12 protein-coding genes are annotated in these 12,389 nt (G+C 61.1%); 7 read left to right on the top strand and 5 right to left on the bottom strand.

Annotation, left to right across the window (positions count from 1 at the left end):
- Positions 1–58 precede the first annotated feature (58 nt).
- Both mltA and QQK16_RS10540 read right to left on the bottom strand, forming a co-directional pair.
- Positions 59–1,255, bottom strand: a complete 1,197-nt coding sequence (mltA, locus tag QQK16_RS10545) for a murein transglycosylase A (RefSeq protein WP_284196421.1) — start codon at positions 1,253–1,255, stop codon at positions 59–61.
- A gap of 393 nt (positions 1,256–1,648) precedes the next feature.
- Positions 1,649–3,289, bottom strand: coding sequence for a porin (locus tag QQK16_RS10540; RefSeq protein WP_284196420.1), 1,641 nt, complete (start codon positions 3,287–3,289; stop codon positions 1,649–1,651).
- 383 nt (positions 3,290–3,672) lie between these two features.
- Between QQK16_RS10540 and QQK16_RS10535 the strand changes: the two genes are divergently transcribed.
- The 5 genes from QQK16_RS10535 to QQK16_RS10515 all read left to right on the top strand — a co-directional run bounded on the left by QQK16_RS10535 (position 3,673) and on the right by QQK16_RS10515 (position 8,110).
- Entirely contained in the window at positions 3,673–4,176 is a 504-nt protein-coding gene (locus QQK16_RS10535) for a GAF domain-containing protein (protein WP_284196419.1), read from the top strand.
- A gap of 95 nt (positions 4,177–4,271) precedes the next feature.
- Positions 4,272–5,492, top strand: coding sequence for a hypothetical protein (locus QQK16_RS10530; protein WP_284196418.1), 1,221 nt, complete (start codon positions 4,272–4,274; stop codon positions 5,490–5,492).
- A gap of 124 nt (positions 5,493–5,616) precedes the next feature.
- Entirely contained in the window at positions 5,617–6,237 is a 621-nt protein-coding gene (locus QQK16_RS10525) for a TetR/AcrR family transcriptional regulator (protein WP_284196417.1), read from the top strand.
- Complete coding sequence (locus tag QQK16_RS10520; RefSeq protein ID WP_284196416.1) at positions 6,230–7,297, top strand: DUF418 domain-containing protein; 1,068 nt, start codon at positions 6,230–6,232, stop codon at positions 7,295–7,297. Before QQK16_RS10525 ends, QQK16_RS10520 begins: the two co-directional genes overlap by 8 nt.
- A gap of 45 nt (positions 7,298–7,342) precedes the next feature.
- Positions 7,343–8,110, top strand: coding sequence for a HesA/MoeB/ThiF family protein (locus QQK16_RS10515; RefSeq protein ID WP_284196415.1), 768 nt, complete (start codon positions 7,343–7,345; stop codon positions 8,108–8,110).
- A gap of 133 nt (positions 8,111–8,243) precedes the next feature.
- On the opposite strand, the gene QQK16_RS10510 is transcribed toward QQK16_RS10515, so the two are convergent.
- Together QQK16_RS10510 and QQK16_RS10505 are read right to left on the bottom strand one after the other, a co-directional pair.
- Positions 8,244–9,026, bottom strand: coding sequence for a substrate-binding periplasmic protein (locus QQK16_RS10510; RefSeq protein WP_284196414.1), 783 nt, complete (start codon positions 9,024–9,026; stop codon positions 8,244–8,246).
- A 35-nt stretch (positions 9,027–9,061) separates the two neighbouring features.
- Positions 9,062–9,838, bottom strand: a complete 777-nt coding sequence (locus QQK16_RS10505; protein WP_284196413.1) for a TatD family hydrolase — start codon at positions 9,836–9,838, stop codon at positions 9,062–9,064.
- 127 nt (positions 9,839–9,965) lie between these two features.
- Here QQK16_RS10505 and QQK16_RS10500 point away from each other — a divergent pair, with 127 nt between their 5' ends.
- Both QQK16_RS10500 and ybiB read left to right on the top strand, forming a co-directional pair.
- Complete coding sequence (locus QQK16_RS10500) at positions 9,966–10,478, top strand: Crp/Fnr family transcriptional regulator (RefSeq protein WP_284196412.1); 513 nt, start codon at positions 9,966–9,968, stop codon at positions 10,476–10,478.
- A 161-nt stretch (positions 10,479–10,639) separates the two neighbouring features.
- Positions 10,640–11,626 carry a DNA-binding protein YbiB gene (gene ybiB, locus QQK16_RS10495; protein WP_284196411.1) on the top strand — a complete coding sequence of 329 codons (987 nt, stop codon included), beginning with the start codon at positions 10,640–10,642 and terminating at the stop codon, positions 11,624–11,626.
- A gap of 185 nt (positions 11,627–11,811) precedes the next feature.
- Here ybiB and QQK16_RS10490 read toward each other — a convergent pair whose 3' ends face one another.
- Positions 11,812–12,384, bottom strand: coding sequence for a BON domain-containing protein (locus QQK16_RS10490; RefSeq protein WP_284196410.1), 573 nt, complete (start codon positions 12,382–12,384; stop codon positions 11,812–11,814).
- Positions 12,385–12,389 lie beyond the last annotated feature (5 nt).

Here is a 12,389-nt window from a genome sequence, read left to right as displayed (position 1 = left end):
GCTCTTAGCGGCTTGGTTTGAGGCGAGGGCATTAGCCTGGCATGCAGCCCTTTGCGCGCTATCCCCCGGCGGGTAAGGCCAGCGCTTTGGGCCACAGTAGCCACACTTGTCCCTGCTGTTTCATACGTCCGGCCAGTTGGCCGGCATCATGGCCATAACCCCAGAAGAAGTCTGCACGTATGGGGCCGCGTATGGCGCCGCCGGTATCCTGGGCCTGCATCAGTCGGGACAGCGGCTTGCTGTCGTTGGGCCAGGTGGTGGCGAGATAGATGGGGCTGCCCAGCGGCACGAACTTGGGGTCTACCGCCACGCTGCCGCCGTCCGTCAGTGGGACGTTCAGCGCACCTATCGGGCCGCCATCAGCGTTGGCCAGGAGGCGGAAGAAAACGAAGCTGGGATTGGTATCGAGCAATTCCTTCAATCGCAACGGGTTGGCACGTGCCCAGGCTTGAATGCCTTGCATGGAAGCCTCGTGCGATTTCAGCTCTCCCTGGTCTATTAGCCAGCGGCCTATCGATTTATAGGGATGTCCGTTCTGATCGGCATAGCCCACCCGTATGATGCTGCCATCCTCTAGTTTGATACGGCCGGAGCCTTGTATCTGCAGGAAGAAGGCTTCAATGGGATCATCCGCCCAGGCCAATGCCAGGCCGGCTGTCGGCGCCTTGCCGGCATCGATATCGCTACGGCTCCAATAGGGTACGACCTTGCGGCCATCCAGCCGGCCTCGCAGGCGCATGCCCTTCAGCTCGGGATAGAGTTCGCCCATGTCTATGGTCAGGAGATCATCGGGTACGCCATGAATGGGGGCGCTGCCCGGCTTGGCTTGCTTGCTACCCGTCAGCAGGGGTTCGTAGTAACCGGTGATCAGGCCGCTCTGGCTACCGTCACTGCTTTCCACCCGCCACGGCTGGAAGTACCGCTCATAGAAACCCCTTACCGTTGCATCATCACGTGGATTGAGGGTCTGTGCCTCGCTGCAGATTTCCTTCCAGCCGGTACGGTTGGCCAGTCGCTTGCAGGAATTAAGCCAGGCGGGCCAGTTCTCCAGCAATCTGTCGCCAGGCCAGCCGGGCAGGACGGACCAATCTGCAGGCTGATAGCGGGCGGTGATGGGCGCGGGCTTGCTGGTAGCATCGGGGCACTGGCAGTCGACAGACTTGGCCGGTGTGGCGGTGACGGTTGGTGCGGGCGCTTGGGTGGCACAGCCAGCCAGCAAGGCCATCAGGCAGGAAGCAGTAAGGAGGCGGCGCATGGCGAGTCGCGTTCTGGACAAGGGTTTGAGCTTACCGCAACTGGCCGGGTTATAGGGTACTTAAGCGTCACTAACCGGCACGCAGGATTGGTGCGGGCATGCTGTGAGTACAGTAATGAAAACAGGGTGCCGAGGCACCCTGTTTGCTGTCTTCATTGAAAGCTGAGGTTCATCGGCTCTGAAGCCAATTCAAGACAACAACGAGCACCCGCGAGGCTCCCTCCACGCACCGTGCAACGTGGACTTTCGTCGCGGCGGCGAGGGCGGGAGGAGTGGAATCAATCAGGGAAGAGCCTACTGATTCAGGCTGCATTGACGACTAGCGCCAGGGTTGCCCTGGCGCCAGCGCAGTACGTCATCAACTATCCAAGACTTGAGTTGATGACAGGCTCTTTAGAAGTTGTGGTTGATGCCGACCTGGAAGCTGGTCGGATCGGCACCGCGGGAGGTGTACTGCGCGCTTTGGATGTCACCGTTGGGGTGAGCTGCACCGCTGACATAGAAGTTGTAGGCCGCTTCGCTTTCGTTGGCGACCTTGGCTGCTGTGGCGAACAGATTGGTGCGGGGGCTCAGTGTCACAACACCGGTCAGTTGGGCGTAGCGGGCACCGGAATTGGCCTGCTTGGCACCGTGCATTTCGGCATCCAGGGCCTGGGCGTAGGTCGCGATCAGCTCGATCTTGGGGGTGACCTTGTGGCTACCGGACAGTACCCAGGCGTCGCGTACATTGTCGCCATAGCCCAGCGCGCCGTTGTATTTGTTGACCTGGCGCTCGAACACCAAACCGGCGCGCGTTTCGGGGCTGAAGTACATGCCGTAGGCGGCCTTGATGCCGTAGGCACTATCGAGGGCGCCACCCATGGAGTACGGGTCATTGTCGCGCATCATGGACAAGCTGGCGAAGACGCCCTTGTTCATGTAGTGGAAGGTCAGCTCGGCGCCCCAGGAGTTGAGCTTGCGCTGGGCGGCAGAATTGGTCAGGGTCTTGTCCAGTGCGTATTCGACGCCCATTTCGCCCTTGTTCTCACGCGTGTGGACAGCACCCAGCACGGTCAGGCCGTTCATGGCAGGGCTGCGGTACTGCACTACGTTGTTGTAGCGGTGGCCGACGAAGTAGAAGCCGTTCTGCACGGTGTAGGCACGGGCCTGATTCAACACCTGGGTGTTGAGTGCGCTACCTGGGGTAAACACCTGGGTCGCGGCCGTGCCCAGTGCGGCCTGCAGCGAAGCGCCGGCTTGAACTGGATTGACGCCGGAAGCAATCAGGGCGCTGGCGATTTGCGGGTTGCTCAGCAGTGCCTGAACACCACCGCCAGCTTGAGCCAGGATTTGCGCCGGAGTCAGGCCCTGTGCATAGGCTGCGCCTATGCCATTGCCCAGGGTTGCGGCAATGGTGGCGTTGACGGGCGTGCTTTTGCCGATGGCAGCATCGACAATGGGGGCCAGGGTGGTGCTGAAAGTACGCTGGGCCACCACGGTATCGTTGGCGCCTACGGCCAGCGAGAGCTGGTTGCTACCCAGTACGGCCAGGGCGGTGGTGTTGAGGCCAGTACGCAGCAGGTGCAGTTCGTTCGGCACATGCTTTTCGTAGTACATGTCCATGCGGCCCATCTGGATCTGGCCCCAAGAGCCGCGCAAACCGACAAAGGACGGGCGGTTGGCAAAGCGCGATGTACCGGTATGCGGCGACGTGATCGCGGCATAGCGGTTGTCCTGTGGTCCCAGGGCAGTGATCTTGCCCACGGTGGAGCAGCCACCAAAGCCGCAACCGTCATCGGGCTTGATCTGGGTTTCAATCTGGAAGTAGGCGGTCAGATCGTCGTTGATCTCTTCGCTGCCACGGAAGCCCAGAGTGGAGGCACCGTCGGTCACCCGCATGAGGCGCTCGATATTCTGGTTGGCCAGGGTGGCGCCGGTTGCCGCAATGCTTTCGACGCCTAACGTCATCTTGCCATAGACGGTAACGGGTTCTGCCGCTTGTGCCGAAGCGGCAAAAGCGCTGGCAAGGGCGAGTGCAAGCAGGCTGCGTTGCATGGTGTTCTCCACGTAATTCATCAGAGTAGACTGAGGGTAGTTTGAATATTTACTCTCGATTGTCTCAAGCCGAGCGCTTGCTCAGCAAGCTGCTTGTCATATTGTTGCTAAAGCGCTGCAATACTCTTTTGTAGTGCATTGAATCAAAAAGAAATAGCTGTTCTGCGTTGTTGTTCCTCTGATTCAGTGCCTTGCCTCCACCCGCAAGCGGTATCCGTGTGGATGCCTGCGGTTCCGCCTGATGAAGCAGCACGTCAGCCTGGGGCTGCCTTGGACTTGGGCAAGGAGGGGATGGATGTACGCGAGGCCTGCCTGGCGCGGGCCTTTCGCATTTTTGCGCTGAGCGGGCTATAAAGAAGGCAGGCTTATGCACGGGGGTGGCAATGCACGATACCAATCTGCTCAAGAACCTGTACACGCTGCTGAATGAAGGCAAGCTGGATAGAGCCAAGTTCTTCCAGATGCTGGCGCGCGTGGTGGTGCAGGAGGTGGGCTGCAGCCGTGGTAGTTTCTGGTTCTATGATGGCGCTTTGCAGGACAAGATCATCTGCGAGAGCCTGTATGACGCCAGCGACAACCAGTGGAGCAATGGCATGGTCCTGAGTGAGGACGACTATGCGCCGTATTTTGAGGCCATGCGCGAGATGCGCATGATAGTCGCTGGCGATGCACGCCAGCATGCTGCAACCAGTTGCTTCAACGAGGGCTACTTTGAACCCTTGAATATCTATTCCTTGCTGGATGTGGGCATAGAGATGGATGGTAGCCAGATCGGCATAGTCTGCTGCGAGCAGACGGTGGAGATCAAGGAATGGACACAGACCGATGTGCAGTACCTCAAGCAGGTGGTAGCCATGGTGAGTCTGGCGCTTAAAAAGCTGGGCTGATAGGCTCCGCCCCTGTTGTTGGCTACGCCGCCTCTGGGCGGCGTTTGTTTTGCCGGTGCTGCCGGCCTTGCTTAACCTCGCTGTTTTCCTCGCTAATGCAAAAGAATCTCACTCGCCTTGGTGGTGGCCTGCTGGCTGCCTTGTTGTTGTCTCCCGCGCAGGCTGCGGGTATTGCCACCTGGAACCTGGCCTGGCTGATGGATCAGGCCAGCCATAGCCGCTGGGTTGCCGCCTGCGACAGTGTGAAATGGCGTACCGCCAGGGAGCTGGAGCAGGAGGGTAAAGCCATGCCCGCATCCTTGCGGGGGCTGCCGTACTGCGATGTGCACAATGGCCTGGAATATGGCCGCGAAGCCAAGTGCAAGGCGGAACTGGGCGAAGTGTACTACCAGCGTCCCAACCAGCAAGCCTCCTCCTGCCGGGTTGCGCCCGACCTGGCAGACTGGAAGCAGTACGAGCGCAAGCTGCAAGGCCTGCGCGAGGGATTTGCGGCATTGGACAAGGCTGGCGTGACCTTGGTGGCGCTGCAGGAAGTGAGCAATGATGCTGCCGTGCAAGCCGTCCTGCCTGAGGGCTGGAAGGTGCGGACCACGGCGAACATGCCCGGTGTGCCGGCCATGCCGCAGCAGATAGGGGTGGCATGGAAGCCGGCCGGGATCAAGTTGGATGTCGCGTCTATCAAGGCGGTGCTGGAATTGACCTTGGAAGGTGAGCGGCCGCTGCGGCCAGGCCTGACTTTTAGCGCCAAGCTCAATGGCAAGGCGACGGATTTCCTGTTGGTGCACCTCAAGGCTGGTTGCAGGTCGCAGCCCATGGATCAGCCACGCGGACAAACACCAAACCAGGCGTGCAGCGCCCTGGCAGAGCAGACTACCTTGCTGGAACAGTGGATAGACCAGCGTGCGGGTAAGCGCTTTGTGGTGATGGGCGACTTCAACCGGAGCCTGTTGCGGGAGCGGGATAGCTATGGCACCAAGCCGCTGGTGCAGTTTGGCACGCGTGAGAATGCGGTTGTCTCGGCCATGCTGCCGGAGTGGAACGATAACCAGCCTGAGGGCAGCACCGTCGTGGTGCTGGATCACCTGCGCAAAGAGGGTGAAGGCGGCGACGGGCTGGTGGCGGGTAGTTGGCACTGCGGTTACACCAAGGGCATAGACCATGTGGTCATCAGCGGCGCACTGGCGGCCGACATGGGCGATGCCGAGCGCATTGTGCGCCCTATGGGCTTTACGCTGGATGGCAAACCGCTAGCAGTGCGTGATCCTTCTGTGGTGGCGCCGTCCGATCACTGTGCCCGTTATGTAAGCCTGGACTGAAAATCAACCCTTGGCCGGTACCTGCGCTGACTTGAGCGGGCACCGGCCCTGTTTTTTTGTGACACAAGCGCACTTGATAAATGAACGAATGTTCGTTCATAATTTGATTAGGAGGCCATCAAGCATGAGTACAAAACAAAAACTGCCGCGCTCGGACAAGACCGAACTACGGCGTTTGCACATATTGGACGCTGCACTGACCTGCTTTATCCAGCAGGGCTTTCACCAGACCAGCATGCGCGACATCGCCACGGCAGCCGGGGTCAGCCTGGGCAATCTGTATAACCACTTCAGCGGCAAGGAGGCCTTGATCATTGAGATTGCGGCGCTGGAAGCCGCCGAGTTGCAACTGCTGATCGAAGGCTTGAGAACAGAGCCCGACGCTATTGCCGCATTGGATGTATTTGTACGGCGCTACCTTGCCAATTGCATGCAGCAAGAGACCGTGGTGCTGACCATAGAGGTCATGGCCGAGGCCGTGCGCAATCCGCCGGTGGCGCAGCACTTTGCCGACAACCGCCGCCATCTGGCCGCTGCCCTGGCGCATGTGCTGCAGCGTGCCGCCGATACGGGCAGTGCGCCTGGTGTCTGGCTGGCAGCAGAGGCTGCCGAGGCAGTGCTGGATATCATAGAGGGTGCAGCTTTTCGTACGGTGCTGCTGCCAGCCACAGCCGCGCCTGCCACGGTGGAAACGGTGTTGCGCACCGTGCAGGCGCTGTTGGGAGTAAGGAGCCGGCATGCGTGATAGATCTGAGTCAGTACGCCTGGAAGGCTTGGATCTGGCGCGCTTCCTGGCATTTGCCGGCATGCTGCTGGTGAATTTCAGGCTGGCCATGATGGGCCCGGTAGCAGATCAGGGCTGGAGTCACTGGTTTGACCTGCTGGAAGGGCGTGCATCGGCCACCTTTGTCACCTTGGCCGGAGTGGGCCTGAGCGTTGCCGCTGCACGCGGTGCGTTTGACACACTGCGCCGGGCCACCTGGCGTCGGGCTGCATTTCTGCTGGTTCTGGGGCTGCTCAACTACAGTGTTTTCGTGGCCGATATCCTGCATTACTACGCCTGCTACTTTGCCCTGGGCGTATGCTGCCTGGGCTGGCGCAACCGTAGCTTGCATATACTGATTGGCCTGCTGGTGTCGGGGTTTGTGGTGCTGGCCTGCCTGCTGGATTATGGCCAGGGCTGGGACTGGGCTACCTTTGGCTACACCGACTTCTGGACCCTGCCGGGGTTTACCCGCAACCTGCTGTTCAATGGTTGGCATCCTTTGCTGCCTTGGCTGGCCTTCTTCGTGCTGGGCATACGGCTGGGGCGCCTGCAACTGGGTGATGCGGTCACACAATGTCGATTGATGACCGGTGGTGCGTTGGCCATGTTGCTGGCACATGGGCTATCAGCCGGTTTGCGTACCCTTTTGGCGGCGCATCCAGGCTTGCATGGCTTGCTAGGTACGGCACCAATACCCCCTGTGCCGCTGTATATGCTGGCCGGTGGCGGGGCTGCTTGCCTAGTGCTGGGGGCGTGCCTGTGGCTGGGGCAGCAATTGGCGCGGCGGCCGGGTATGTCGCGCCACTGCCTGGCCGTGTTCACGCGTGCTGGCAGACAAACGCTGACCCTGTATATCGCACATATCCTGTTGGGCATGGGCGCTCTGGAGGCCCTGGGCATGTTGGGTAGCCAGTCGCCGCAGTTGGTGTTGCTGGCATCCTTGCTGTTCTGCACTGGCGCCGTGCTCTATGCCAATCTTTGGTCGCGCTGGTTTGAGCGTGGACCCATGGAGATGCTGATGCGCAAGGTTGCCGGCTAGCGGCGTATGATTGCGGTATCGACTATCCGCTGGCCAGAGCACGCTATGCCTCACGATTTTTCTGATGACGAACTGCTGCGCTACAGCCGCCATATCCTGCTGGATGAGGTGGGTATCGAGGGCCAGCGCAAGCTGGCGGATGCCACCGCCTTGATTATCGGGGTGGGTGGGCTGGGCTCGCCTGCCGCGCTCTATCTGGCTTCTGCCGGGGTAGGCCATTTGATGCTGGCTGATGCGGATACGGTGGAACTGACCAATCTGCAGCGGCAGATCGTGCATCGCCAGGATAGCCTGGGCCTGAGCAAGGTGGATTCTGCCCGCCAGACGCTGGCCGGCATCAACCCCCAGGTACGGGTAGAGCCCATGGCCCAGCGGCTGGCTGGCGAGGCCTTGATTGAAGCCGTGGCCAGGGCTGATGTGGTGCTGGATTGCTCTGACAACTTCCCTACGCGCCACGCTGTCAACCGGGCTTGTGTGGCGCAAGGCAAGCCCTTGGTGTCAGGGGCGGCGGTGCGTTTTGATGGGCAGTTTGCGGTGTTTGATACGCGCGTGGCGGATAGTCCCTGCTACCGCTGCTTGTTCCCTGAAGAAGGCGAGGCCAGCGATGGTCCGTGTGCCACATTCGGGGTGTTTGCGCCCTTGGTCGGCATTATTGGCGCCATGCAGGCGGCCGAGGCGCTGAAGCTGCTGATAGGCATGCCCGATATCCCGCTCGGCAAGCTGGTGACGCTGGATTTGCGCAGCCACAACTGGCGTACCTTGCGCTTCAAGCGCGATACTGCGTGCCCTGTCTGCAATGCGTCGCGCGGTTAGCCATGACGCGCAGCGATTTGACGTCAAGCACACGAGATAGTCCCGCAATGGGGTATGGGTACGAGGCGCTGGTGAATCTAAACAAGCTCGCCGACGGATTGTACCGGCCGCGCGCCCCGAGCCGGCTCGATGGTCAGTCGGCCTCGTTGTAATTCAGGCTGGCCTTGGCGGCCTGGTATTCGTTGGAGTCGCGCGCCTGCACAAAGGCCTGCCAGATGGCTTTGACGCGCTTGGGATCGGCCTTGTAGCGTTGGTGCGATACCACCAGATAAGTGGGGTATTCCTGGAATGAGATGGGCAGCCGCTCGATTGTGGCGCCAAAATCAGCAACCTCCTTGAGCAGGGGGTCGGCTACCGGTGCCTGCAGTATCGCGCCATCGACCATGCCGGCCGATACCTTGCGCAGTATCTGGTAGGGTTCCTTGTCGGTCTCGTCTACCTGGGCACCCATCTGCTTGAGCATGCGGGCTGCGACAAAGCCCGGTTGAACGGCAATAGGCTTGCGCTGGCCGATCACCTTCTGGCCGTCCCAGCCTAGCGTGCTGGCGCGGTTGCGGTAGAGCGGAAAGCGGTCGATATACAGTCTCTGGGCTGTGTCAGGCTTGCAAGGCTCGCCTGGGTAGACGCCGATCTCGCAACGCTCCTGCAGAAAGCCTGCGCCCACCACCCCATCCATGACGCCGTTCTTGACGTCGGCCAGGCAGCGCTTCCAGGGTAGCCACACCAGTTCGATACGGGCATCGACACGCTTGGCTGCCAGTTTGGCCATGGTGGCATAGAGGCCTTCGCGGTCTTTCATGATCCACGGGTAGGTTTCGTTATCCTCGTGGCAGAAACGCCAGGTCGCCTCGGCCGCCGAGGCGCCAGACAGGGTCAGGCAGCACACGATAGGCAGCAGCAGGCGAGAGAGTGGCATGGTGTTCTCTAAGATGTTTGAATTTATATATTAGCCTAATCTTTCATAGCTGGCAGGTCGAGTACCGCTCGTGCATTTTTGCTGGTGGCCTGAGCCAGGCTGGCGGGGTCCATGCCCCGCAGTTCGGCCAACAGGCCGGCTATGCACGGCAAGTAGGCGGGTTCATTGCGTTGCTGATAGGCCCACTCGGGCGAGATATCGGGGGCGTCGGTCTCCAGCACGATGCTGTCCAATGGCAAGTTGGTAGCCAGCCGGCGGATATTGAGGGCGCGCTCGAAGGTAAGGTTGCCGCCAAAGCCCAGTTTCATGCCCTGCGCTATATAGGCATCTGCCTGTTGCGGGCTGCCATTGAAGGCATGCGCTATGCCACGCCGTATGCCAAAGCGCCGCAACTGCTTCAGAACCTGATCCTGCGATTTACGTATATGCAGCAGCACCGGCAAGTCGAAGTCGCGGGCCAGCTTGAGCTGGGCGGCAAACAGCTCGGTCTGGCGGTTGGCATCCAGGCCCGGCACAAAAAAGTCCAGGCCTATCTCGCCCACGGCGACTGGACGCTCGGCTTCGATCAAGGCTTGTAGCGCAGGCAGATGGGCATCCCGGTGGCTGCGCTCGTAGATGGGATGAAAGCCCAGCGCAACCGGGCAGCCATAGCGCTGCCGCATGGCGAGCGTGGCGGGGATGGTGTCCAGCGAGATGGCGGGCACGACCAGCGTATGTACGCCACCATCACGCGCCCGCGCCACCACGGCGTCGCGGTCAGCGTCGAACTCGGGGGCATCCAGGTGGCAATGGGTATCGATAAGATCGAGCATGGCGCTACTGTAGCGCGGCTGGCTGGCCTTGGGCAGCGAACGGTGAAAGTAGGCACGGGTATTGATGGCGGCGCAGGCGTGGTCGGGCCTAGAATGAAGCTACCTGATAGCGCTTTGTCTAACGACCATGTCACAAGCCGATACCAGCCTGAAAACCCTGAAACTGGATGCTTTCGACCTGCTCACCACCCCAAGTCTGCGCGCCAAGCTTGATGGGAGCGAGGCGCTGACTGAGCTGGATGGTGCCGAAATCGGCCATCTTGCCACCCAGCTCAAGGCCTTTGCCCTGCCAGCGGGTACGGTGCTGTTCAAAGAGGGCGAGGCCGCCGGCTATATGGGCATGGTGCTGGATGGGCGCTTGATCGTTACCAAGCGCAACGATGAGGCCTCGGGCAAGCCGTTGTACAGCATGTCGGCCGGCAAGGTGTTTGGCGAGATGGCCATACTGGATGGGGAGCCGCGCTCGGCCACGGTGATGGCGCCGGTCGATACCCAGATTGCCCTGTTGTCACGCGAGGCCTTTGACCGCTTGTGTGTTGAGCGGCCCGTCATTGCGCTCAAGATACTGCGCCGCCTGGGGCGCTTGCTGTCTCAACGCCTGAGGCGCACCAGCGGCCTGCTGGTCGATTATCTACCTTAGAGCCTTGGTGCCCCGCCCACTGTGCGGTACTGGTGCGTAAGCGGGCTGGCCATGCACCTTGGCAGCGCCAAATCTGCCAGGCATTCTCCAAAAAACCGCCTTATTCAGATGGCACGGCCATTGCTGGGTAGTTGCTGCCATCCACAATAAGGAGACAAGGCATGAGCTACACCCGGCTGCTGAAAGCCATGACAAGCAGCGACCCGCGCGATCTGAATCAGGATGAAGCACGCAGCCTGTTTGCGGCCATGCTGGATGGCGGCATACCCGATTTTGAGCTGGGTGCCTTGCTGATGGCCCTGCGCCTCAAGGGCGAGCATATCGATGAGCTGGATGGCGCAGCCGAAGCCCTGGCGGCGCGTACGGCTAAGCTGGCGGGGGGAGAGAAGCCGGCCGTGGTACTGCCCACTTATGGTGGTGCACGCGGCTTTCCCAACCTGACCCCGCTGCTGGCCTTGCTGCTGCGACGGTTTGAAATACCGGTGCTGCTACATGGCGAACTGGATGGCCACGGCAGAGTAGCTACTGCCTATGTGTTGCGTGAGTTGGGCATCATGCCAGTGGCGAACCTGGCGCGGGCTGATGAGGTGTTGACCCGCGAAGGGCTGGTGTTCCTGCCTGTTGGGGCGCTGGCGCCGGGGCTGGCTGGTCTCTTGGCCTTGCGCGCCCGCCTGGGCGTGCGGCACCTGGGGCACCAGGCGGCCAAGTTGTTGCAACCGTTTGAAGATGCGCGGGCGCTGACCGTAATAGGCGCCACCCATGCCGACCGGTTGGAACGCTTTCGGCTGATCTGCCTGGGCCGCCGACGTCGCGCACTGGTGCTGATGGGCACCGAGGGTGAGCCCTTTGCCGACCCGCGTCACCGACCTGAGATAGACCTGCTGCGCGATGGTGAGCAGGAAGTACTGTTCCGCGCTGAAAATGGCTCGTTCAGCCCCACCGGCATGCTGCCGGCCAGCCTGGATGCCGCCGCAACGGCGCGCTGGATACAGGCTGTGCTGGCGGGCGACGTGCCGGTACCCACACCCATTGTGAATCAACTGGCCTGCTGCCTTTATGGCATAGGTTATGTCGACGATATGAATCAGGCCAAGGCCATAGCCGCGGTGGAGGTGGGCGTGCTGGCGCAGCGGCGGCGCGTAGCCTGAGGGCTGGGTGGCATAGGCTGAATCGGGGCTGCGGCAACACCCGGGAGCCCGGGTGCTGACCTTGGCGTTGCCAACAATAGCCGGCGAGCATTTGTGGTGGTGCGCAAGCCTAGGCGCGCGCTGCAGGCCGTATGCGGGTATGGCAAGCTTGCACATCAGCCCAAGAAGGGTGTTGTTGGCGGCGCTTAATCGATGTATTCGAACAGGGTGACAACCTTCTCCACACCGGCAGTCTGGCTGGCGATGTCGGCTGCGTCGCGGGCTTCCTGCTGCTTGACCGAACCCATCAGGAACACCTGCTTGCGCTCGCTGATAACCTTGACGTGCATGGGCGAGAAGCGCTTGGCATCCATCATGCGGGCCTTGACCTTGGTGGTCAGCGCGGTGTCCGAGCCACGGGAGGTGATACTGGATGGCAGCATCACGGCGATCTCGTTGTAGACCTGTTTGACGTCCTGGGTCTCGCGGGCCATCTTTTCCACCTCGGCGCGGGTGGTGTCGTCGGGTACTTCGCCGGTCAACAGCACGCTGCGGTTGTAGCTGGTGATGTTGACGTGACTGAGCGTGCCGAACTTGGCCGCGATGCGATCAGCAATCCGGCCTTGTATCTGTTGGTCGTTCCAGATGACCGAGGTGGGGCGGCGATCTTGCGAGACAGCCACGCCGGTGGCGGCACCCGCTACCACCAGCGGGAAACAGGCGGTCAGCTGGCTGGTGGCCAGCAGGGCTATCGTCAGGGCGGTCAGTCGCTTGGTCATGGGGC

Origin of the sequence: Chitinimonas prasina, from assembly GCF_030160395.1 — a bacterium.
GTDB lineage: Bacteria > Pseudomonadota > Gammaproteobacteria > Burkholderiales > Chitinimonadaceae > Chitinimonas > Chitinimonas prasina.
This window is presented reverse-complemented; position numbering and strand designations above follow the sequence as displayed.

Coding starts and splice junctions, on each gene's coding strand:
- mltA (WP_284196421.1), bottom strand. CDS start 1,255: ATGCGCCGCCTCCTTACTGCTTCCTGCCTGATGGCCTTGCTGGCTGGC.
- QQK16_RS10540 (WP_284196420.1), bottom strand. CDS start 3,289: ATGCAACGCAGCCTGCTTGCACTCGCCCTTGCCAGCGCTTTTGCCGCT.
- QQK16_RS10535 (WP_284196419.1), top strand. CDS start 3,673: ATGCACGATACCAATCTGCTCAAGAACCTGTACACGCTGCTGAATGAA.
- QQK16_RS10530 (WP_284196418.1), top strand. CDS start 4,272: ATGCAAAAGAATCTCACTCGCCTTGGTGGTGGCCTGCTGGCTGCCTTG.
- QQK16_RS10525 (WP_284196417.1), top strand. CDS start 5,617: ATGAGTACAAAACAAAAACTGCCGCGCTCGGACAAGACCGAACTACGG.
- QQK16_RS10520 (WP_284196416.1), top strand. CDS start 6,230: ATGCGTGATAGATCTGAGTCAGTACGCCTGGAAGGCTTGGATCTGGCG.
- QQK16_RS10515 (WP_284196415.1), top strand. CDS start 7,343: ATGCCTCACGATTTTTCTGATGACGAACTGCTGCGCTACAGCCGCCAT.
- QQK16_RS10510 (WP_284196414.1), bottom strand. CDS start 9,026: ATGCCACTCTCTCGCCTGCTGCTGCCTATCGTGTGCTGCCTGACCCTG.
- QQK16_RS10505 (WP_284196413.1), bottom strand. CDS start 9,838: ATGCTCGATCTTATCGATACCCATTGCCACCTGGATGCCCCCGAGTTC.
- QQK16_RS10500 (WP_284196412.1), top strand. CDS start 9,966: ATGTCACAAGCCGATACCAGCCTGAAAACCCTGAAACTGGATGCTTTC.
- ybiB (WP_284196411.1), top strand. CDS start 10,640: ATGAGCTACACCCGGCTGCTGAAAGCCATGACAAGCAGCGACCCGCGC.
- QQK16_RS10490 (WP_284196410.1), bottom strand. CDS start 12,384: ATGACCAAGCGACTGACCGCCCTGACGATAGCCCTGCTGGCCACCAGC.